Source organism: Leucobacter sp. USCH14, assembly GCF_037619215.1.
GTDB lineage: Bacteria > Actinomycetota > Actinomycetes > Actinomycetales > Microbacteriaceae > Leucobacter.
Window position 1 is genome coordinate 20,798 of the sequence record NZ_JAQPZP010000012.1, and the last position, 21,173, is coordinate 41,970.

Sequence of the window (21,173 nt, forward strand, 5' to 3'; positions counted from 1 at the left end):
GAAAGGCATCATCATGCATGCACGTACCACTCAGACCTCTCTGCTCGCCCTCTCCGCTGCGGCGCTCATCGCGCTCACGGGGTGCAGCGCCCCGGCCTCCGATGCTTCCGAAGGCTCCGCTGCGCCGGCCGCCGAGAACGTGACGATGGAGAACGGCTGGGTCAAAGCCGCCGAGAGCGGCATGTCGGCCGCGTTCGGGGAACTCGAGAACACGGGGTCGGATGACATCACCGTGATGTCGGCGAGCACGGAGGCATCGAGCGCACTCGAGTTGCACGAGACGGTCGAGAACGAGGCGGGCGAGATGATCATGCGCGAGAAGACCGACGGGTTCACCATTGCAGCGGGCGAAAGCCTGTCGCTCGAACCCGGCGGGAATCACCTCATGCTCATGGATCTGACGAACCCGATTCAAGCGGGCGATGAGGTGACGTTCACACTGACGTTCTCCGACGATTCGACGTACGAGTTCACGGTTCCCGCGAAGGACTACGCGGGAGCGAACGAGAACTACGAGGGCGGCGACGACGCGCACATGGACGGCATGGAGACGGGTGACCACACTGAGATGGGCGGTCACTCGGAATGACCTCCGATCAGGCCAGCGATTCCGCCCGGTCTGGCGTCAGCCGGCGAGGGCTTCTCTTCGGAGGAGCCGTCGCCGGTCTCGGTGCCGCCGCTGCGGTGGGCGCGGACGTTCTGCTCAATCGTTCGGCGGGTGCTTCTGCGAACGGGGCTGGGAGCGAGGCTGCGGCGGCGCTTCACGGAGGCGACACCGTCGAGTTCTTCGGCGCGCACCAGGCGGGGATCGCCACGACGCCGCAGGCGCACGCCACCTTTATCGCGTTGGACCTGCTCGACGAGACCGATCGCGACGCGCTGCGACGCATGATGCAGATTCTCACGGAGGATGCAGCGCGTCTCACCCAGGGTGAGCCGGCACTCGCGGACTCGGAGCCCGAACTGGGGACCGTGCCCGCGCGGCTCACGGTCACATTCGGCTTCGGCCCGGAATTCGTCATTCGAGCGGCAGGATCGGCGGCCCTTCCCGAGTGGCTCGGACCCCTGCCGCCGTTCACGATCGACCGACTCGACCCCGCGTGGAACGACGGGGACCTGCTGCTGCAGATCGCATCGGACGACGCGTTCACCGTCGCACACGCCACGCGCATGCTTCTGAAGGATGCGCGGAGCTTCGCGTCCGTTCGCTGGACGCAGACCGGCTTCCGGCGCGCTCACGGCTCGGAGAAGCCCGGCACCACGATGCGCAACCTCTTCGGGCAGGTCGACGGCACGACGAACCCGTCACCGGACGATGCGGATTTCGCCCAGCTCGTCTGGGCGACCGAGGGGTGGCTGGCGGGTGGCACGAGCTTCGTGCTGCGTCGCACGCACATGGATCTCGACAAGTGGGATCGGCTCGATCGCGGCGGTCGCGAGCAGTCTGTCGGCCGCACGCTCTCGAACGGTGCGCCGCTCACGGGTGTCGACGAGCACGACGAGCCCGATTTCGAAGCGACGACGAGCGTCGGGTTCCCAGTGATCCCGGAGTTCTCGCACATTCGTCGGGCGCGCTCGGAACATACGGATGAGCGCATCTTTCGGCGCGCCTACAACTACGATCACGCACCGGCAGGCGCTGAGATCTCCGACAGCGGGTTGCTGTTCGTGTCATTCCAGGCCGACGTGTCGAAGCAATTCCTGCCGATTCAACGCCGGCTCGATGAGCTCGACCTGCTCAACGAGTGGACGACGCCGATCGGCTCCGCCGTGTTCGCGATCCCGCCGGGGTGCCGCGAGGGCGGGTACATCGGAGAGACACTGCTCGCGTAGTCACGGCCGCCCCCTCGGCTCCGCGCAGCAGGTGAGCTCAGGGGAGCGCTTCGGCCGCGAGTCGTAGAGCGCTTACGCCGTCGGCTCGGGCGGCGTGCTCTGTAATTCCTGGGCGAGCATGACAACGATGCCGCTGGGGCCGCGGAGATACGTTAGCTTGTACAGATCGCGATAGGTGGCGACGCCTCGCAGCGGATGGCATCCGTGCCGAGCCGCGGTTTCGAGCGCCTCATCGATGTCGTCTACGGAGAATGCGACCCGGTGCATCCCGATCTCATTCGGGCGGGTGGGCTCGGTCTCAATCGCATCGGGATGCAGGTACTCGAAGAGCTCGAGCTGACCCTGACCGTTCGGCGTCTCGAGGAGCGCGATCCGCGCGTGATTGCCGTCGAGGCCGACTGCAGTGCTCGCCCACTCGCCACTGACCTCATCCCGCCCGACGAGTTCGAGCCCGAGATCGGTGAAGAACGAGATCGCCGCATCGAGGTCGCGCACAGCGATGCCCACATTCTCCATCTAGATCACCATGGTCCGAAATCCTACGGAGCGAATGAACCGGCGGGAAGCGAAACGTGTTCGACGTGACCGGAAAGCGGGGGCCTCCCAGGTGACTGGAAGGCCCCCGCGCGGAAGTCACACGGCCGTGTATCCGCCGTCGATCAGGTAGTAGGCGCCCGAGACGAACGAAGCGTCGTCCGAGAGCAGGAATCGCACGACCTTCGCGATTTCGTCGGGGCGCCCGAGGCGGCCCAGCGGGTGCTTGGCGATCAAGCCCTCCTTCATCTCGGCCGGGGCTCCCGCGAGCAGCGGCGTATCGATGTAACCGGGACCGACCGCGTTGATGCGGAGGCCGGCGGGGCCGTACTCGGCCGCGGCGTTCTTCGTGAGTCCCACGACGGCGTGCTTCGTCGCGGTGTACGCGGAGTTGCCGAGCGCTGCAACGGTGCCGTGAATCGAGGCCATGTTGACGATCGCGCCCTCTCCAGCTCCCGCCTCGATAATGGCCGGAATCTGGTATCGCAGGCCGTACGCGACGCCGTTCAGGTTGATGCCGACGACGGTGTTCCACCCGTCGAGGTCGAGCTCGCCGGTCGGAGCCGACGGGCCGCCGATACCTGCGTTGTTGAAGGCGTAGTTGAGCTTGCCGTACGTCTCGACGGCGAACTCGACGGCCTTCCGGCTGTCCTCCGCCTGCGCGGTGTCGCCCTGGATGGCGACGGCTTCTCCATCAGCGGCGGTGATCTCATCGACCACGCGCTGAGCCGCTTCGAGCTTGATATCGGTGACGACGACCTTCACGCCGTGCGCCGCGAGTTCCTTCGCGGTGGCTTCTCCGATGCCGGATCCGCCGCCCGTGACGATCGCAACCTTGTCTGCAAATGCCATTCGTTGCTCCTCTGCGTTTCGATCCACGGACCGTCTGCGCATCGGTTGGCGTGACTGTGTTCGCCCATGTGGATCGCACTGTCCAGCGTAGCCCCGGTTGGTGAGAGGCGCGGGCAAAGAAGAAGGCTCCCATCGCCGAAGCGATGGAAGCCAGTGCTGCAGTGCCCCCGGAGGGAATCGAACCCCCGACCTACGGTACCGGAAACCGGCGCTCTATCCCCTGAGCTACGGAGGCGAGCATGTGCAACCCCACCAGACTAGCGCAATTCTCGAGTCGCTCCGCACGCGGGCGGTGCACGGGCCGTGCTGATGCGCCGAGTAGAATCGATCCTCGTGACGCCACAAGAACTCTCCCAAGCTCTCGCCGCCATTCTCGCCGACCTGGTCGCCGCTCGCGGATCCGACGTCGAGGTCACCGAGCAGGACACGCAGGTGGAGCGACCCAAGAATCGCGATCACGGGGACTGGGCGTCGAACGCCGCGATGAAGTTCGCGAAGCGCGTCGGGGCTAACCCGCGCGAGCTCGCTGAGGAAATCGTCGCCCGAGCGCTGCAGATCGACGGCATCGCACAGGCCGAGGTCGCGGGGCCGGGGTTCATCAACCTGACGCTCGACGCGGCGAGTGCGGGGGAGACTGCACGACGCGTCGTCGAGCAGGGGGAGAACTACGGACGCACCGACGTGCTCGCCGGGCAGAACATCAACCTCGAGTTCGTCTCCGCGAATCCGACGGGCCCGCTGCACATGGGGCACACTCGCTGGGCGGCGCTCGGCGATTCGACCGCGCGCGTGCTGCGCGCCGCCGGGGCGCAGGTCACGAGCGAGTACTACATCAACGACGCCGGGTCGCAGATGAACAAGTTCGGCCGATCCGTGCTCGCGGCAGTGCTCGGCGAAGACGCTCCCGCAGACGCGTACCCGGGCGAGTACATCCAGGAGCTCGGGCGCAAGGTGCGCGAGCAGCTGCCTCACGTGGTGGAGCTCGCCGCGAGTGACCGCGAGCGTGCGCTGGAGGAGGTGCAGGAGGCGGCCTACCAGACCCAGCTCGCCGAGATCAAAGACTCGCTCGAGCGCTTCAACGTGCACTTCGACGTCTACTTCTCCGAGCGCTCGCTGCACGAGGAAGGGGCCGACGGATCGCCGAGCCCCATCTCCTCGGCCATCGACCGCCTGCGCGAGCAGGGCTACGTGTTCGAGGAGGACGACGCGATCTGGGTGCGCACGACCGCGTTCGGAGACGACAAGGACCGCGTCTTCACGCGCGGCAACGGAATCTACACCTACTTCGCCGCAGATGCCGCCTACTACCTGTCGAAGATGGACCGCGGCTTCGGGGAGAAGATCTACCTGCTCGGAGCTGACCATCACGGCTACATCGGCCGCCTGACCGCGATCGCGGGTGCCGCCGGCGACAACATCGAGACCGATATCTCGGTGCTCATCGGCCAGCTCGTGAACCTCAACGGTGCACGCCTCTCGAAGCGCGCGGGTAACATCATCGAGCTCGACGACCTGCTCGAGTGGCTCGGATCGGACGCGCTCCGCTACTGGCTCGCGCGCTACCCGGCCGATTCGCCGTTGTCGCTCGACGGCGAGAAGGTGCGCAGCCGCACGAACGACAACCCGGTGTTCTACGTGCAGTACGCCCATGCCCGTACGTGCGCGGTGGATCGGAACGCCGAGGCGGCGGGCATCGATCGCAGCGCGTTCGCACCGGAGCTGCTGACGCACGCGACCGAGACGGAGCTGCTGGGCAAGCTTCAGCAGTACCCGGGCATCGTCGCCGGAGCGGCCGAGCTGCGCGAACCGCACCGCGTCGCGCGTTTCCTCGAGGAGCTCGCCGCCGCGTATCACCGCTGGTACGACAACTGCCGCGTCATCCCGCTGGGGGAGGAGCCGGTCGAAGACCTGCATCGCACGCGTCTGTGGCTGAACGATGCGGCCGGTCAGGTGCTCCGCAACGGACTCGATCTCCTGGGCGTCTCCGCCCCCGAGCGGCTCTGACGGCTGCGGGCTGCTCATGAGTGCAGAGCGAAGCGGGTCGCGCTGGTGGACCAAGCTGATCATCGTGGTGGTGATCGTCGGGCTGCTCGCGGGCGCGGCTGAGCTGGCGCTGCGGCTGATCATCCCGGGCGTCGTCGCCGGTGCGGTGCGTTCGCAGTTGGATCTCACCGACGACCATCCGGTCGATGTCGCGCTGGGAGGATCCGCACTGCTGAATGCGTTCCGCGGCGGTGTCGGCGATGTGACGGTCGACGTTCCCGATGCGCCGCTCGTCGAGGGGGTGCAGGCGGATGCCTCGCTGCGCGCCGACCTCGTGCCCTTCAACCCGACCTCGGGCGAGATCTCGGATGGCGTGGTCGAGTTGCACCTCGACGAGGAGCAGCTCGGTCCGGTGATCGCGACGGTGACGCAGGGTGTGGCCCAATCGGGCGAGGTGCGAGACGGCGAGCTCGTGGTGGGGCGCGCGCTCGAGGCGTTCGGTCAGCAGGTGAACATCTCCGCGCGGCTCGGGGTGCAAGCCGTCGACGGCGCCGTCGAGATCAACCCGCTCGGGTTGCAGGCCGCGGGGTTCGACTTCTCGGCGGAGCAGCTCGCCCAGGCCACGGGATCGCTGCTCGACCCCATTCTGCAGCCCCAGACCGTGTGCATCGCCGATCAGCTCCCCGCCGGCGTGACCCTCACCGATATCGTGCTCTCGAGCACGGGGTCGGTGACCATTCGCGCCGATCTCGCTCCGGGCATTCTGTCGGATCCCGAGCAGCGCGCGAAGGGCACCTGCGGCTGAGTCAGAATCCGTTGGCGCGCAGTGCGAGCCAGGCGGCAGCGCGATCGTCTGCGCGATCCAGCACGAGCCCGGTGAGCGCTTCGACGCGACGGATGCGGGCGACGAGCGTCTGCCGGTGAATGCCCAACCGCTCCGCACTCGCACGGTGCGCCCCGTTCTCCGAGAGGAACACGTGGAGCGTGCGCGCGAGATCGCCGTGCCCTCCGTGCGCGTCTCGCAGAGGATCGAGCAGGCCGGCGAGACGCGCATCGGTGGCCGATTCGAGCGCGGAGAGCACGAGCTTCACCGACGGCAGCTCGGCGTAGCGGACTGAGGGCCGCCCGTCGTCGAGTGCCGCGTCGAGGGCCTGGTGGGCCTGCGTCGCGGTGCGCGAGAGCGAGCGTGTCGGGGCTGGATCACCCACGCCGATGTGCACCCGCAGCCCCGCGACCGGGGCGAACGCCGTCACGTGCTCGATGAGCCCGGTCGCGAGATCATCGCGCACGAAGCCCCGGATGTGCCCGTGATCGGCGGCGAATACGTGCTCCGCGCCGAGTTCGTCGAACCAGCGGCGCAGCAGGCGTTCGAGGTCGATCGTGCGCGTGCGGGTGCCGACCTCGAACGCCGTGAGCGTGCGCTCGTGCACGCCCCAACGGTGCAGCAGCGTATCGGCCCGCGCCCCACCCTCGACGAGGATGTCGAGGAGGGCCCCACGGCCCAGGTGCTCGGTCAGCGAGGGGTCGTGGCTGCGCAGGAGGAGATCGAAGAGCGCCGCGGCGAGCGAGGAGAGGTCGCGGGCGTGGCTCGTGCGGCTCGAACGCGTGGCGATCACGAGCGACCCCGCAAGATCCTGCTCCGAACCCACCCGGTGGAGCTGAAGCCCGTCGTGCCGTACGCGCACCGGGCGTCCGAGTGCGAAGGCGGCGGCATCCGACACGTGCAACCGCCCTGCGCCGGCGCTCGCGATCACCTGGCCGTGCGCGTCGAGGAGCACGGCCCAGCCGTCGATGCGTCGTGCGAGCTCGGCGATGACGGCGGTCACGCCCCCGCGGCGCGCGACCTGGGTCAGCACGTTCATCCCGGCTGTGACGAGCCGATCGGCGGCCGCGCGATCGTCGGCGATCAGCGCGAGCAGGGACGCATGAAGTGCCGGGCCGGTCAGGCGCGCGCCGAGGATCGCGGTCATGCCGTGGTGCGCCAGCCGCGAGCGCAGCAGCGGCCCGTCCTCAGCGGAGACGAACACGGCCCCGAGCAGCGCATCGCCCGTCGTGCCCGGTGTCGAGAGCGCGTCGAGCAGGTCATCGGCAGGGCCCGTTACGAGCGTCGCGTACTCCGGGTTGCCGATCACGACGAATTCCGCGACCGCGGCGACTCCGTCGACGGGCGTGCGCTCGGGAAGCCGTGAGACGCTGCAGACGCCGCCGACTGCGCGCGCCACTGCTGAGAGATCGAGGGCCACGGCCGAAGTGTACCAAGTGTCGATCTCGAACGATCAGTTTCGACCTGCTGCGCAGAGACAGGGCGGGGGAGGAATCCGTAGCATTCTGACGTCGCCAGTGTGGTCGTACGCGCCACTGCGTGCTGGCGGTCCGACGAAGCGAACGAACGAAGGAGTGCAGCATGCAGGCTGTCGTGTTCCGAAACCCCGATACCCGCGCAGAGGTCATGGACGTGACCCTCGCGAAGCCGCGGGCGGGCGAGGTGCGTGTGAAGATCGCCGCTGCCGGAGTGTGCCACTCCGATCTCCACGTGAAGCGCGGGGAGTGGGACGCCCCCGCCCCGATGGTGATGGGGCACGAGGGTGCCGGCACGGTCGTCGAGCTCGGCGAGGGGGTCACCTCGCTCGCGGTGGGGGATCACGTCGTGCTGAGCTGGGTGCCTCCGTGCGGCGAGTGCCGCTACTGCCTGCAGGGGCACGAAGCTCGGTGCCAGAAGGTGGTCGAGGTGAACAACGCGCACGGCTCGCTGTTCGACGGCACCTCCCGCCTCAGCCGCACGGCAGACGGGGAGCCGCTGCGCCACTACCTGAGCGTCTCCTCGTTCGCCGAAGAAGTCGTCGTCCCGGTCTCGGGCGCGATCAAGGTGCGCGACGATGCGCCGCTGGATGTCATCGCCGTCGTCGGGTGCGCGGTGGCCACGGGCGTCGGCGCGGTGCTCAACACGGCCGGCGTCGAGCCCGGCGCGACGGTCGCGGTCATCGGCTGCGGGGGCGTCGGGCTGAACGTGGTGCAGGGCGCGAAGCTGGCGGGCGCAGAACGCATCGTCGCGATCGACGTCGTCGCCGACAAGACCGCGATGGCGCTCCAGTTCGGCGCGACGGATCGCATCGACGCGTCCGAGCGCGACGCGGTCGAGCAGCTCTTCGAACTCATCCCCGACGGAGCCGACTACGTCTTCGATGCCATCGGGCGCACCTCGACGACGGAGCAGGCGATCCGCATGCTCGGCCTCGGCGGCGCCGCAGTCATCGTGGGGCTGCCCCCGACCGGTGCCCGGGCCTCCTTCGAGCCGCTCGTGCTCGCAGAAGCCGATCAGCGCATCCTCGGCTCCAACTACGGCTCGGTGCGGCCCTCCATCGACATCCCGGCCCTCGTCGACCGGTACATGGACGGTCAGCTGAAGCTGGACCCGCTGATCTCGGGCCGCCGCCCGCTCGCCGAGGCGGCGGAAGCGCTCGACGATCTCGAGACCGGCGGCGTGCTCCGCACCCTCCTCATCCCGTAAGCGCCCGCGCCGCATCTCCCCAGGAAAGCAATCATGACTCAGACAGCAACACGCACGGCCGACGCCGGCCTCAGAGAAGGAGTGATGTCGGGGCCCGAGCTCGCCGCTCAGGCCATCGCCAGCATCGCCCCGAGCGCCGTCATCGCCTTCACGGCGGCCTCCATCTACCTCGGGGCCGGCAACGGCACGGTCTTCGCCTTCGTGCTCGCCACCATCGTCATCCTGTGCGTCGGGTACATCGTCTCGATGTTCGCGCGCCAGCACGCCTCGGCGGGATCCCTCTACACCTACGTGGCGAAGGGGCTCGGCCCGACCGGCGCCTTCGCCGCAGGCGTCGCGCTGCTCATCGGCTCCTGGGGAATCGCGGCCGGTTCCCTCGGCGGCGCCGTTTCGTACACGTCTGACCTGCTGCAGATCTTCGGCGTTCCCGCGACCGGTACGGTGTGGCTCGTGGTGCTGGCCGTCGTCATCGGCGGGCTCGCCACGTTCTTCACGATCCGCGGCATCCGCATCTCGGCACGGGTGTCGCTCGTGCTCGAGCTCGTGTCCGTCTTCATCATCCTCGTGCTGCTGGTCGCCGCACTCGTCTGGCTCGGGCCGGCGGCGTGGGATCCTGCGCAGTTCTCCTTCGAGGGCGTTCCGTTCCAGGGCGTCGCCGCGGGCATGGTGCTCGGCATTCTCGGCTTCGTCGGGTTCTCATCGGCGGATGCGCTCGGGCGCGAGGCCCGGAACCCGCACACGGCCATTCCGCGCGCGATCATGTGGAGCGCCGTCGCGGTCGGCGTTCTCTACGTTTTCGCCGCCTACACGCAGATCGCCGTGCTCGGCGATGAGCTCGGCGAGGTGGCGAGCCCGCTGCAGGCCATCGATGAGCGCATCGGCATGCCGGCGTGGTTCGCCCCCGTGCTGGTGTTCGGCGTCGCGGCATCGTTCTTCGCGGTGGTCGTCGCGCCGTTGAACGTGGTCGGACGCATCGTGTACGTCATGGGCAAGGAGGGCGTCGTGCCCGAGCGCTTCGGGCGCACGCACGACACCCACCTCACCCCGCACCGCGTGCTGCTCGTCGCAGGCCCCGCCGCGATCGTGCTCGACGTGATCCTGATCATCGCGGGAACGCACCCGATGGACATCGTGGTGTGGGTCGACACCTATGCGACGTACGGGTACATGGTCGCCTACGCGCTCGTCGCCGTCGCCGGCATCGTCTACACCCGCCGACGCGGAATGAAGAGCGGCATGATCACCGCGACCGCGGTGGTCGCCGTGATCGCGATGGCGTACGTGTTCCTCGCGAACGTGTGGCCCGTGCCGGCGTTCCCGATCAACATCCTGCCCTACCTGTTCGCCGCGACGATGCTGCTCGCCTTCATCCGCTTCTGGTGGTTGCGCGCGAAGCGCCCCGACGTGCTGCAGCGGATCGGCAATACGCACACCGACATGCTCGAGGGCGTCGGCTAGGCGGGCCACCCGGTAAGCTGGTCGGGTTCGTTCAGAGAGCGCATCTCCGTTCGCACGGCTTCAGGGGCCAATCCGGGTCCGCTCGCCATCGGTCGCCCGTTCGCGGCCTGCGGGCACGACGGACACCAGGCAGACCGATCCCAGGAGCGATGATGGCACAGGCGACCCCCGCGGCCGACCCGAACGAGATCGACCCCCGCGTCTTCCCCCCGTCGGCCCGGCGCGGCAGTCGATGCGGGGAGCTGAAGCTCGGCGGCGTGCGTGCGACGGACCTGGTCGAGCAGTACGGTTCGCCGCTGTACGTGGTCGACGAGCAGGCTGCACGCGGTCGGGCGCGGGAGGTCCGTGCAGCCCTCGAGTCGGAGGCCGCCCGCATCGGGTCGAGCGCCACCGTGTACTACGCCGGGAAGGCGTTCCTGTGCGTCGAGGTGGCTCAGTGGATGGCCGAGGAGGGGCTCGCCATCGACGTCGCGAGCGGGGGAGAGCTCGCGGTGGCGCTCGCCGCCGGCGTGGAGCCGTCGCGCATCGGCTTCCACGGCAACAACAAGTCGGAACGCGAGATCACCCGTGCGGTCGAGGCCGGAGTCGGCACGATCATCATCGACAGCGAGCTCGAGACGGAGCGCATCGCCCGGGCCGCGTCGGCCGCCGGTCGTCGCCAGCGCGTGCGTCTGCGCGTCAACAGCGGCGTGCACGCCTCGACGCACGACTTCCTCGCGACCTCGCACGAGGATCAGAAGTTCGGCCAGCCGCTGAACGAATCGCCGCGTCTCGTCGCGGCGATCCTCGCGCACGACAGCCTCGACTTCGTCGGCCTGCACTGCCACATCGGGTCGCAGATCTTCGCGACCGACGGCTTCCGGGAGTCCGCTCGGCGCCTGCTGGGCGTGTACTCCGAGCTCGAGCGGATCGCGGGCAGGCCGATCCCCGAGCTGAACCTCGGCGGCGGCTTCGGCATCGCCTACACGTCGGCGCAGGCGGACGATGCGCCCGACGTCGCTGTCATCGCGCGCGAGCTCGCCGACATCGTCGCCGACACCTGCGCCGAAGCCGATGTCGCCGTGCCGCAGCTCGCCTTCGAGCCGGGGCGCGCCGTCATCGGTCAGGCGGGCGTGACGCTGTACACCGTGGGCACGACGAAGCCGGTGCAGCTCGCGGGCTCGGATGCGGCGGCCGACCCCGCCGATCTCGGCTTCGCAGAACGCCTGTACGTGAGCGTCGACGGCGGGATGAGCGACAACGCGAGGCCGGCGCTGTACGGTGCGGACTATCAGGTGCGCATCGCCAACCGCGAGAGCGATGCCGATCCCGCCCTGGTGCGCGTGGTGGGCAAGCACTGCGAATCAGGGGACATCGTGGTGCAGCGCGATGTGCTTCCGAGCGATGTGCGGCCGGGAGACACGCTCGCCGTCGCCGTCACCGGAGCCTACTGCTGGTCGCTCTCGAGCAACTACAACTACGTGCCCAGGCCGCCGGTCGTCGCCGTGTCGAACGGGTCGTCCCGTGTGATCGTTCGGGGCGAGTCGGAGGACGAGCTGCTCGCGAAGTCCGTGATTCCGGCGCCGGTGGCCCCGGCGCACGAGGGCTGAGGATCGCCGGCCCCTGAACTTCTCGCCGTTCTCGGCGAATCGAACACGACGCATGATCAAGGAGACGAACATGAATGGATACCGCGACCTCCGCATCGGGCTGCTGGGCTGCGGCTCGGTCGGTGCACAGGTGGCACGGCTGATCCTGGAACACGGAGACGAGCTCGCCGCGCGCATCGGAGCGCGCCTTACGCTCGCCGGCATCGCCGTTCGCGATGTCGACGCGCCGCGCGACGTCGAGCTGCCGCGCGAGCTGTTCACCGCCGACGCGGAGCGCCTCGTGCAGGGCTCGGACATCGTCATCGAGCTCATGGGCGGCATCGAGCCCGCGCGTACCCTGATCACACAGGCGCTGCAGGGCGGCGCCGACGTCGTCACCGCTAACAAGGCGCTCATCGCGGCGCACGGCCCGGAGCTCTCCGAGGCCGCGGAGCAGGTCGGTGCGCAGCTCTCGTACGAGGCCGCCGTGGCGGCGGCCATCCCGATTCTCCGTCCGCTCCGCGAGAGCCTCGCCGGCGACCACATCACCCGCGTGCTCGGCATCGTGAACGGGTCGACCAACTACATCCTGGATCGCATGGACCGCTTCGGCGACAGCGCCGAAGACGCGTCGCGCGTGGCGAGCGAGCTCGGGTTCCTCGAAGCCGACCCGACGCTCGACGTCGAGGGGTACGACGCCGCGCAGAAGGCGACGATTCTCGCGAGCATCGCCTTCCACACCGAGGTGCCCGTCGACGCCGTGCATCGCGAGGGCATCACGCAGATCACCGCCGAGCAGATCGACGCGGCGAAGAGCGCCGGGTACGTCATCAAGCTGCTCGCGATCGCGGAACGCCTGCAGGCCGCCGACGGCACCGATGGCGTGTCGGCCCGCGTGTACCCCGCGCTGATCCGCCGCGACCACCCCCTCGCCGCGGTGCACGAGGGGAAGAACGCCGTGTTCGTCGAGGCGGAGGCCGCCGGCGAGCTGATGTTCTACGGCGCCGGCGCAGGTGGTGCGGAAACCGCTTCCGCGGTGCTCGGCGATCTCGTCTCCGCGGCCCGCAGGCATGTTGCGGGCGGCCCGGGCATTCCCGGATCCCTCCACGCAGAACTGCCGATCCTGCCCGTGGGCGAGGTGACCACGGCCTACCAGATCATGCTCGAGGTGCGGGACCAGCCGGGAGTGCTCGCGAGTATCGCGGGCATCCTCGCGGAGCGCGGCGTGTCGGCGGCCAGCGTCGAGCAGACGGTCGCCGGCGGAGCCGCGGGCGAGGAGCCGCGCGCAGCGCTCGTCATCGGCACCCATCGCGCCCGTGAGGCCGACCTGGCGGCCACGGTCGAGGCCCTGCGCGAGGCCGAGGTCGTCACGGCCGTGACGAGCGTGCTGCGGCTCGAGGGCCAGGCGTGAGCGCGGTCGGAAGCGGCGTCGGCCGCACCGTCAAGGTGCGCGTGCCCGCGACCAGTGCGAACCTGGGGCCGGGCTTCGACACGCTCGGAATCGCCCTCGCGTACGGAGACGAACTGACGGTCGTCGTCCGCGACGCGCCGGGCGCGACGGTGAACGTCACCGGCGTCGGCGCGGGCGAGGTGCCCACCGATGAGACGAACCTCGTCGTGCGCTCCGCCGCCCACGTGTTCGCGCAGCTGGGGCGCGAGATGCCCGGCATCGACGTCGACGCGACGAACCGCATTCCCCACGGGCGCGGCATGGGGTCCTCGGGGTCCGCCATCGTCGCCGGCGTGATGATCGCGGCCGGTCTGCTGCAGAGCGACCCCGAGGCGCCCATCGACCTGACCGAGGAGCAGCTGCTCGCGTTCGCAACGGAGCTCGAGGGCCACCCCGACAATGTGGCGCCCGCGCTCTTCGGGGGGCTGACCATCGCGTGGACGACCGCGCAGGGGCCGCGATTCAAACGGCTCATGGTGCACCGCGGCGTCGCGCCGCTCGTGCTCGTCCCGAGCTTCACCATGTCGACCGAACTCGCCCGCAGCCTGCAGCCGAAGCAGGTTCCGCACGAGGACGCGGTGTTCAACGTCTCGCGCTCGGCGCTGCTCGTCGCCGCCCTCACGCAGAGCCCCGAACTGCTGCTCGAAGCGACCGAGGATCGTCTGCACCAGAACTACCGGGGCGCCGCAATGCCTGCGACGCGCGATCTGATCGAGGAGCTGCGATCCGCCGGGCACGCCGCGGTGGTCTCCGGTGCAGGGCCGTCGGTGCTCGTGCTCTCGAACGGACCCCTGGATCGCATGCAGGCGGCCGACTTCGTCGCCGCCGATCATCCGGAGTGGCGCGTGCTCACCCTGGCAGTCGATACCAAGGGTGCTACAGTGGAGACGACCCCTGCGGGTGCGACGCTCTAGTCTCGCCCGTCGATGTCCGCTCATGCGGGACCGTGGGTCGTTTTCGCACCGTGAACACATCGCACGGTGATCCCGAAGCACGAACGTGCATGACCGCGGGAATGCGCGCCCATCTGCGCGCGCAGGCCTGACGGCGTTCCGAGAGGAAGAACGTGGAATCCAACGTTGAAGACAACACCACTCCCGTCGCAGAGGAAGCCGCCGCGCCGCCGCGTCGCCGCGCCTCGCGTCGCGTGAGCGCGGCCGCAGGAGCGGCGGCTCCGGCCGCTGAGGCCCCGGCGCCTGAAGCTCCGGCATCGGAGGCCCCGGCATCGGAGGCATCTGCGGGGGAGGAGCCCGCTGCTGCTGCGCCGAAGAAGCGCGCGACCCGCAGCCGCAAGAAGGCCGACGCGCCCGCTGCTGAGGAAGCGACGGGCGAAGCGCCGGCTGCGGAGTCGGCCACGGGCGCGGATGCAGCGGCCGACGAGAAGCCCGCTGCGCCGAAGAAGCGCGCCACGCGGAGCCGGAAGAAGGCCGAGGCTCCGGCCGAGCCCGCCGCCGCATCGGCAGAGGAGACCGAGGGCTCGAGCGACACCGTCGCAGCCGAGACCGATGCCGCCCCGGCGCAGTCGGGCGAGCCAGCCGCCGAAGCGCCCGCCACCGATGCGCCCGCGCAGGAAGCGCCGGCGAAGCGCACCCGCAGCCGTCGGGCATCCGCGGCTGCGGCAGCGCCGCAGACCGACGCCGCCGATGGCGCAGCGGACGCTGCGCAGACCGATGCAACCGCATCCGGTGAGGACGCCGCGCAGGGCGACGCGCAGAAGTCGGACAGCTCCGAGAAGTCCGACAAGGCCGAGAAGTCGGAGCGTCCCGAGAAGTCGGATAAGACGGAGAACGCCGAAGGGGAGCGTTCGGGCCGCAATCGCCGCGGTCGCGGCCGCGGTCAGAAGAACGAGAACTCGGAGTCGACCGAGCAGACAGACGCCGCCGCAGCCGCATCCGCGGAGGACGAGGGCAAGCAGCGCGGGCAGAACGGGAACGGGTCGCAGAACGGCCAGAAGAGCGGCGAGGCGAAGAACGGGGAGAACTCGAATCGCTCCAGCCGCACGCGTCAGCGCGACCGCAAGCGCCGCGGCCAGGGCGACGACATCGAGCCCGAGATCACCGAGGACGATGTGCTGCTGCCCATCGCCGGCATCCTCGACGTGCTCGACAACTACGCGTTCGTGCGTACGAGCGGCTACCTTCCCGGCACGAGCGATGTCTACGTGTCGCTGGGGCAGGTCAAGAAGTACGGCCTGAGACGCGGGGACGCGATCGTCGGGGCGATCCGGCAGCCGCGCGAGAACGACGGTGCGAGCCGTCAGAAGTACAACGCGATCGTCAAGATCGACACCGTGAACGGCCGGCCGGTGGACGAGCAGTCGGAAGCCCGCGTCGACATCGCCGACCTCACCGCGATCTACCCCGAGGAGCGGCTGCGCTTCGAGACCGACCAGCAGGGCGTGCTGGGACGGGCGATCGACCTCGTCGCTCCGGCGGGCCTCGGCCAGCGCACGGCCCTCGTGCTTCCCGCTCACATCGCCGGCACCGCAGTGCTCGGCGAACTCGCCGAGGCGATCAGTGCGAACCGGCCCGATGCGCATCTCGTGCTGCTGCTCGCGAACGCGCAGCCCGAGGAGATCACCCGCCTGCAGCGCTCCGTGCGCGGCGAGGTCGTCGCCGCGAGCTTCGATCGAGCCGCTGAGGATCAGGCGATCATCGCCGAGCTCGCCATCGACCGTGCGAAGCGCCTCGTCGAGCTCGGACACGACGTCGTCGTGCTCGTCGACTCGCTGAACCGGTTCGCCCGGGCATACGCGCAGGCTCAGCACGCGCAGAGCCGGCCCGCGCTCGATGAGATCGACGAGCTCGCGCTCGCGCAGATCAAGCGTCTGCTGGCGTCGGCCCGCAACGTCGAGAACGGCGGCTCGCTGACCGTGCTCGCGACGGTGCAGTCGAAGACCGGTCTCGCGGCCGACAAGCTGCTGCTGCGCGAGGTGCTCGCCGTGGTCAACAGCGAAGTGCGCTTCGAGAAGTCGGCGCCGGGCCTGCGCGCGAGCGTCGACCTCGTGGCATCTCGCACGCGCAATCCGGAGTCCATGCTCGGGGCAGATGAGACCGCAGCGCTGGCAACGCTCCGCGCGGCGCTGCACGAGGACGACGCCGACGAGCGGCTGCGCGAACGACTGCGCTCGACGGCGACGAACGTCGCGCTTCTCGCAGAGGTGCAGCGCTCCGGCGGTCTGTCCTAGCGCGTACGAGCCCGCCCCGGTGTTCCGGGGCGGGCTCAGTCGTCGCCGCGCACGGCGGTAGATTGGGGAGCGGCGACACCGGTGCGGCCGCGAGACGTAAGGAAGATACATGTTCGAACAGGTCGAAGGGCTGATCGCGGAGCACGCGCAGCTGCAGAACGAGCTCGCGGATCCTGCACTGCATGCCGATGCCTCGCGTGCGAAGAAGGTCAACCGACGCTACGCGGAACTCAGCAAGATCAAGTCGGCGCACGAGCACTGGCAGCAGATCGGCGACGATCTCGAGGCTGCGCGCGAGCTCGCGAAGGAGGATGAGGCGTTCGCCGAAGAGGTACCCGTGCTCGAGGCCGGTCTCGCCGAAGCGCAGGAGCGCGTGCGGCGATTGCTCATCCCGCGCGACCCCGACGACGCCCGCGACGTGATCCTCGAGATCAAGGGCGGTGAGGGCGGCGCCGAGTCGGCCCTCTTCGGTGCCGATCTGCTGCGGATGTACATGCACTACGCGGAGTCCAAGGGCTGGAAGACCGAGATGATCGAAGCCGACGAGAGTGATCTCGGCGGCTACAAGAATGTGCAGATCGCCATCAAGGCGAACGCCTCCGACCCGTCGCAGGGCGCATGGGCGCACCTCAAGTACGAGGGCGGCGTGCATCGCGTGCAGCGCGTCCCCGTGACCGAGTCGCAGGGGCGCATCCACACGTCGACGACCGGCGTGCTGGTGTACCCGGAGGTCGACGAGCCCGAAGAGGTCGGCATCAATCAGAACGACTTGAAGATCGACGTGTACCGCTCCTCGGGTCCCGGCGGCCAGTCCGTCAACACGACCGACTCGGCGGTGCGCATCACCCACCTCCCGACGGGCATCGTCGTCGCGATGCAGAACGAGAAGAGCCAGCTGCAGAACCGCGAGGCGGCGATGCGCGTGCTGCGTGCGCGGCTCCTCGCGCGGCAGCAGGAGGAGGCCGCGGCCGAGGCGAGCGCGCACCGGTCGAGCCAGATCCGTACGATGGATCGCTCCGAGCGCATTCGCACCTACAACTTCCCGGAGAACCGGATCGCCGATCACCGCACCGGGTACAAGGCGTACAACCTCGATCAGGTGATGAACGGATCGCTCGACGCCGTCATCGAGTCGTGCATCCGGGCCGACGAGGAGGCTCGCCTGGCCGAGCTCGGGCAGTAGGGCGCAGGCGGGTGCGGACCCGCTACGCTGAGTCCATGTCTGATGCCGCACTGCCGCTCGTGGGCCCCCTCGTCACCCTCCGCGCTCCGGCGCCCGAGGACCTCGATCCGCTCGTCGCCATTTTCGATGAGCCCGAGGTGTCCCTCTGGTGGGTGGGGTACAGCCCGCAGCGCGTGCAGGCGGAGTTCCTGGACGCCCCCGAGACGGCACGGATCATCGAGGTCGAGGGCCGCGTGGCGGGCGCCATGTTCGTGCTGCGCGGGGAGGACCCCGAATACCCGACGACGGTGATGCACCTCTTCATCGGTACCGCGTTCCGGGGACGCCGCATCGGCGAGGAGGCGCTGGCGCTCGCGATCCGCTCGGAGTTCGCGGCGGGGATCACGCGCGTGACGCTCGACCCGAACGCCAACAACGATGGTGCGATCCGCAGTTACGAGCGCCTGGGCTTCAAGCGCATCGGCGTGCTTCGCGACTATCAGGTGCGCCCCGGCGGCGCACTCGAGGACGCCGTGTTCCTCGATCTGACCCGCTCCGACTTCCCCGACGGCCCGCCGCTGCCTCCGCGCGACTGAGGCGCGGGCGCGGCTGAGGTTCGGCCGCGGCGGTAGCATGGCTTCATGCGCGCCGCCCGTCCAGTCCTTCCCTGGGTGGTCTGGGGGATCGCGGCCCTCTCGTACGCGATCGCCATCATCAATCGCTCATCGCTGTCGGCCCTCGGCCCCGCTGCGCAGGAGCACTTCGCGATCGACGCCACCACGCTCGCGGCGTTCCCGGTGATCCAGCTCGTCGTGTACGCCGGGCTGCAGATCCCGGTGGGAGTGCTGCTCGACCGGATCGGCTCGCGCGCGATGATCCTCATCGGCGGCGCCCTGATGATCATCGGGCAGGCGGCCATGGCGACAGTGCCCGAGGTGTCGCTCGCGATCGTGGCTCGCGTGCTCGTGGGGGCCGGGGATGCCTGCACCTTCATCAGCGTGATGCGGATGCTCCCCGAGTGGTTCTCGCTGCGGCAGTTGCCGACGATCAGCCAGGTCACCGGCCTGATCGGGCAGTCCGGCCAACTCGTGTCGGTCGTGCCGCTCGCAGTGCTCGTCGGCGTTGCGGGATGGACGGGCGGCTTCCTCGGTCTCGCCGCCGTCGGGCTGCTGGTGGTGATCCTCGGAGTGGTGGTGCTGCGCGACGCACCGGGGGAGGGAACGCTGCTCGAACGCGTGCTCGGCAGGCGCGGCCGCATCACGGAGAACGCTCGATCCTTCGCCGATACGCGCACCGCCGCGATGGCCGCCGTACAGCCTCCGGCCACCGAGATGATTCCGGTGATCTCGGAAGTGCGCGTGCGCGGTCTGGGATTCTGGAACCGCGCGCGCCGGTTGCTCCGATTGCCCGGTGTGCGCCTCGCCTATTGGGTGCACTTCGCGTCGCCGTTCGCCGCGAACGTCTTCCTGCTGCTCTGGGGCACGCCGTTCCTCGTCGGCGGGCTGGGGCTCGACGAGCCTGCGGCGCGCGGGCTCCTGAGCCTCACCGTGATCTCGTCGATGGTCGCGAGCGTCGTGCTCGGTCCGCTGAGCTCCCGCTTCATCGAGCGACGCGTCTGGTTCAATCTCGGCATCACCATCGCGATCGCGGTGGTGTGGACGTCGGTCATCGTCTGGCCGGGTGAGCCGCCGCTCGCTCTGGTGCTGGTGCTGCTGCTGATCCTGCCGCTCGGAGGCCCGGCATCGATGATCGCGTTCGAGGTGGCGCGCTCGCACACTCCGCGCAGTTACGCGGGGTTCGGCACGGGTCTCGTCAACACGGGCGGCTTCACGGCGTCCCTGCTGGTGATCCTGCTGATCGGCCTGGTGCTCGACCTGCAGGGGGCCGGATCACCGGAGGACTACTCGCTGCACGCATTCCAGGTGGCGTTCGCGGTGCAGATCCCGTTCTGGGTGCTCGGCATCGTGATGATCATCGTCGAGCAGCGCCGCACGAAGCGCTGGATGGAGGACAACGGGCGCACGCTGCGCTGAGGCGGAGCCGGTCAGATCACGTAGAAGTCGGCCATGTCGGGCTGCTCGATCGGGGCTCCTCGCCGCGGCCGGCCCTGCGCGGGGATTCCGGTGAGCGTGGTCCACGGCGGAGCGGATCGCACGACGACGGCGTTCGCGCCGATCGCGCTGTCGTGCCCGATCTCGATGCTGCCGAGCAACTGGGCGCCGGCCCCGATGATCACGCGGTTACCCACGGTGGGGTGCCGCTTTCCGCGATCGTGACCCGTGCCGCCGAGCGTGACCCCGTGGTAGATGAGCACGTCGTCGCCGACGACGGCGGTCTCGCCGATGACGACCCCCATGCCGTGATCGATGAACAGGCGCCGTCCGATGGTGGCACCGGGATGGATCTCGATGCCCGAGCAGAAGCGCGAGATCTGCGAGACGGCGCGCGGCAGGAATCGCAGACCGCGCTTCCACAGCGCGTGGGAGAGGCGATGCCACCACACCGCGTGGAGGCCTGAATACACGAAGAACACCTCCGCGGCACTGCGCGCTGCAGGATCATGCGCGCGTGCGGCGGAGATGTCTTCGCGGATGCGGGAGAGCAGACTCATCTCGAAGCGGGATCGGCGACCTCGAAACCGCGCGACCTCAGGAGGCGAGGTCTTCGAAGAGCACGGTCGAGAAGTAGCGCTCGCCGAAATCGGGCACCACGACGACGATCTTCTTGCCGGCGTTCTCGGGGCGCTTGGCCACCTGCGTCGCCGCCCACACGGCGGAGCCGCCCGAGATGCCGGCGAGGATTCCCTCATCCGTCGCGAGCGCGCGCGCCTTCGCGATGGAATCGGCGAGGGTGACGTCGATGACCTCGTCGTACACCTCGCGGTCGAGGATCGGGGGGACGAAGTTCGCGCCGAGTCCCTGGATCTTGTGCGGCCCCGCGTTGCCCTCGGTGAGCAGCGGCGAGTCGATGGGCTCGACCGCGATCACCTGGATGTCCGGGTTCTGCTCCTTGAGGTAGCCGCCGGCGCCGGTGATGGTGCCTCCGGTGCCGATGCCCGCGACGAAGATGTCGATCGCGCCGTCCGTATCGTTCCAGACCTCGGGGCCGGTGGTGGCGCGGTGGATCGCCGGGTTCGCCGGGTTCGCGAACTGCTTGGCGAGCACGGCTCCGGGAGTGCTCGCCGCGATCTCCTCGGCCTTCGCGACCGCGCCCTTCATGCCGAGCGGGCCCTCGGTGAGCACGATCTCCGCGCCGTACGCGCGCAGCATCTTGCGGCGCTCGATGCTCATCGTCTCGGGCATGGTCAGGATCACGCGGTATCCGCGTGCGGCTCCGACGAACGCGAGGGCGATGCCGGTGTTGCCGCTCGTGCCTTCGACGATCGTTCCGCCGGGCTGCAGATCGCCCGACTGCTCAGCGGCGTCGATGATGGCGATGCCGATGCGATCCTTCACGGAGCCGGCCGGGTTGTAGAACTCGAGCTTCGCGAGCACCTCGGCTTCCGCGTTCTCGGTGACGCGGTTGAGCCGGACGAGGGGGGTGTTGCCGAATGCCTGGGTGATGTTGTCGTAGGTCCGTGCCATGGTGCTGCATCCTCCTGGGATCGAATCGTTGCGCGCCCGCGGGTAGTCGAGGCC

General features: G+C 69.3%; 18 protein-coding genes and 1 tRNA gene. 13 read left to right on the forward strand and 6 right to left on the reverse strand.

The features are described 5' to 3' along the window. Positions 1-13: 13 nt before the first annotated feature. Positions 14-589, forward strand: coding sequence for a copper chaperone PCu(A)C (locus PQI23_RS11705; RefSeq protein ID WP_339974722.1), 576 nt, complete (start codon positions 14-16; stop codon positions 587-589). Further along, on the forward strand, positions 586-1,833 hold the full coding sequence (locus PQI23_RS11710; RefSeq protein ID WP_339974724.1) for a Dyp-type peroxidase: 1,248 nt from the start codon (positions 586-588) through the stop codon (positions 1,831-1,833). The genes PQI23_RS11705 and PQI23_RS11710 overlap by 4 nt, the downstream gene beginning before the upstream one ends. Before the next feature lie 72 nt (positions 1,834-1,905). Here the strand turns inward: PQI23_RS11710 and PQI23_RS11715 are convergent, their stop codons facing one another. The 3 genes from PQI23_RS11715 to PQI23_RS11725 all read right to left on the reverse strand — a co-directional run bounded on the left by PQI23_RS11715 (position 1,906) and on the right by PQI23_RS11725 (position 3,454). After that, entirely contained in the window at positions 1,906-2,349 is a 444-nt protein-coding gene (locus PQI23_RS11715) for a VOC family protein (RefSeq protein ID WP_339974725.1), read from the reverse strand. A 117-nt stretch (positions 2,350-2,466) separates the two neighbouring features. Beyond that, a complete protein-coding gene (locus PQI23_RS11720) occupies positions 2,467-3,219 on the reverse strand; it encodes an SDR family NAD(P)-dependent oxidoreductase (RefSeq protein WP_339974727.1) in 753 nt (250 codons plus the stop codon). Between the two features lie 162 nt (positions 3,220-3,381). After that, positions 3,382-3,454 (reverse strand) — tRNA-Arg (locus PQI23_RS11725). Positions 3,455-3,552: 98 nt separating this feature from the next. On the opposite strand from PQI23_RS11725, the gene argS reads away from it, so the two are divergent. Both argS and PQI23_RS11735 read left to right on the forward strand, forming a co-directional pair. After that, entirely contained in the window at positions 3,553-5,223 is a 1,671-nt protein-coding gene (gene argS / locus PQI23_RS11730; protein ID WP_339974729.1) for an arginine--tRNA ligase, read from the forward strand. 16 nt (positions 5,224-5,239) lie between these two features. Next, a complete protein-coding gene (locus PQI23_RS11735) occupies positions 5,240-6,007 on the forward strand; it encodes a hypothetical protein (RefSeq protein ID WP_339974731.1) in 768 nt (255 codons plus the stop codon). A gap of 1 nt (position 6,008) precedes the next feature. Here PQI23_RS11735 and PQI23_RS11740 read toward each other — a convergent pair whose 3' ends face one another. Then, positions 6,009-7,445 carry a PucR family transcriptional regulator gene (locus PQI23_RS11740; RefSeq protein ID WP_339974733.1) on the reverse strand — a complete coding sequence of 479 codons (1,437 nt, stop codon included), beginning with the start codon at positions 7,443-7,445 and terminating at the stop codon, positions 6,009-6,011. A gap of 161 nt (positions 7,446-7,606) precedes the next feature. Between PQI23_RS11740 and PQI23_RS11745 the strand changes: the two genes are divergently transcribed. The 9 genes from PQI23_RS11745 to PQI23_RS11785 all read left to right on the forward strand — a co-directional run bounded on the left by PQI23_RS11745 (position 7,607) and on the right by PQI23_RS11785 (position 19,568). After that, the gene (locus PQI23_RS11745) at positions 7,607-8,710 is read left to right on the forward strand and encodes a Zn-dependent alcohol dehydrogenase (protein WP_339974734.1); all 1,104 of its coding nucleotides are present in this window, start codon (positions 7,607-7,609) and stop codon (positions 8,708-8,710) included. Positions 8,711-8,743: 33 nt separating this feature from the next. After that, positions 8,744-10,168, forward strand: coding sequence for an APC family permease (locus PQI23_RS11750; RefSeq protein WP_339974736.1), 1,425 nt, complete (start codon positions 8,744-8,746; stop codon positions 10,166-10,168). 152 nt (positions 10,169-10,320) lie between these two features. Next, the gene (gene lysA, locus PQI23_RS11755) at positions 10,321-11,757 is read left to right on the forward strand and encodes a diaminopimelate decarboxylase (RefSeq protein WP_339974738.1); all 1,437 of its coding nucleotides are present in this window, start codon (positions 10,321-10,323) and stop codon (positions 11,755-11,757) included. A gap of 70 nt (positions 11,758-11,827) precedes the next feature. After that, positions 11,828-13,147: a homoserine dehydrogenase gene (locus tag PQI23_RS11760; RefSeq protein ID WP_339974740.1), complete on the forward strand. Its 1,320-nt coding sequence runs from the start codon at positions 11,828-11,830 to the stop codon at positions 13,145-13,147. After that, a complete protein-coding gene (gene thrB / locus PQI23_RS11765) occupies positions 13,144-14,100 on the forward strand; it encodes a homoserine kinase (protein ID WP_339974742.1) in 957 nt (318 codons plus the stop codon). The genes PQI23_RS11760 and thrB overlap by 4 nt, the downstream gene beginning before the upstream one ends. Positions 14,101-14,252: 152 nt before the next feature. Further along, on the forward strand, positions 14,253-16,373 hold the full coding sequence (locus PQI23_RS11770; RefSeq protein ID WP_339974743.1) for a hypothetical protein: 2,121 nt from the start codon (positions 14,253-14,255) through the stop codon (positions 16,371-16,373). A gap of 109 nt (positions 16,374-16,482) precedes the next feature. Then, positions 16,483-17,556 carry a peptide chain release factor 1 gene (gene prfA / locus PQI23_RS11775; RefSeq protein WP_339974745.1) on the forward strand — a complete coding sequence of 358 codons (1,074 nt, stop codon included), beginning with the start codon at positions 16,483-16,485 and terminating at the stop codon, positions 17,554-17,556. A gap of 35 nt (positions 17,557-17,591) precedes the next feature. Beyond that, the gene (locus PQI23_RS11780) at positions 17,592-18,131 is read left to right on the forward strand and encodes a GNAT family N-acetyltransferase (RefSeq protein ID WP_339974747.1); all 540 of its coding nucleotides are present in this window, start codon (positions 17,592-17,594) and stop codon (positions 18,129-18,131) included. A gap of 45 nt (positions 18,132-18,176) precedes the next feature. Next, on the forward strand, positions 18,177-19,568 hold the full coding sequence (locus PQI23_RS11785; RefSeq protein ID WP_339974749.1) for an MFS transporter: 1,392 nt from the start codon (positions 18,177-18,179) through the stop codon (positions 19,566-19,568). An 11-nt stretch (positions 19,569-19,579) separates the two neighbouring features. On the opposite strand, the gene epsC is transcribed toward PQI23_RS11785, so the two are convergent. Continuing rightward, on the reverse strand, positions 19,580-20,146 hold the full coding sequence (gene epsC, locus PQI23_RS11790) for a serine O-acetyltransferase EpsC (protein WP_339974751.1): 567 nt from the start codon (positions 20,144-20,146) through the stop codon (positions 19,580-19,582). A 37-nt stretch (positions 20,147-20,183) separates the two neighbouring features. Continuing rightward, positions 20,184-21,119, reverse strand: a complete 936-nt coding sequence (gene cysK, locus PQI23_RS11795; RefSeq protein ID WP_339974753.1) for a cysteine synthase A — start codon at positions 21,117-21,119, stop codon at positions 20,184-20,186. Positions 21,120-21,173: the final 54 nt, after the last annotated feature.

Coding starts and splice junctions, on each gene's coding strand:
- PQI23_RS11705 (WP_339974722.1), top strand. CDS start 14: ATGCATGCACGTACCACTCAGACCTCTCTGCTCGCCCTCTCCGCTGCG.
- PQI23_RS11710 (WP_339974724.1), top strand. CDS start 586: ATGACCTCCGATCAGGCCAGCGATTCCGCCCGGTCTGGCGTCAGCCGG.
- PQI23_RS11715 (WP_339974725.1), bottom strand. CDS start 2,349: ATGGAGAATGTGGGCATCGCTGTGCGCGACCTCGATGCGGCGATCTCG.
- PQI23_RS11720 (WP_339974727.1), bottom strand. CDS start 3,219: ATGGCATTTGCAGACAAGGTTGCGATCGTCACGGGCGGCGGATCCGGC.
- PQI23_RS11735 (WP_339974731.1), top strand. CDS start 5,240: ATGAGTGCAGAGCGAAGCGGGTCGCGCTGGTGGACCAAGCTGATCATC.
- PQI23_RS11745 (WP_339974734.1), top strand. CDS start 7,607: ATGCAGGCTGTCGTGTTCCGAAACCCCGATACCCGCGCAGAGGTCATG.
- PQI23_RS11750 (WP_339974736.1), top strand. CDS start 8,744: ATGACTCAGACAGCAACACGCACGGCCGACGCCGGCCTCAGAGAAGGA.
- lysA (WP_339974738.1), top strand. CDS start 10,321: ATGGCACAGGCGACCCCCGCGGCCGACCCGAACGAGATCGACCCCCGC.
- PQI23_RS11760 (WP_339974740.1), top strand. CDS start 11,828: ATGAATGGATACCGCGACCTCCGCATCGGGCTGCTGGGCTGCGGCTCG.
- prfA (WP_339974745.1), top strand. CDS start 16,483: ATGTTCGAACAGGTCGAAGGGCTGATCGCGGAGCACGCGCAGCTGCAG.
- PQI23_RS11780 (WP_339974747.1), top strand. CDS start 17,592: ATGTCTGATGCCGCACTGCCGCTCGTGGGCCCCCTCGTCACCCTCCGC.
- PQI23_RS11785 (WP_339974749.1), top strand. CDS start 18,177: ATGCGCGCCGCCCGTCCAGTCCTTCCCTGGGTGGTCTGGGGGATCGCG.
- epsC (WP_339974751.1), bottom strand. CDS start 20,146: ATGAGTCTGCTCTCCCGCATCCGCGAAGACATCTCCGCCGCACGCGCG.
- cysK (WP_339974753.1), bottom strand. CDS start 21,119: ATGGCACGGACCTACGACAACATCACCCAGGCATTCGGCAACACCCCC.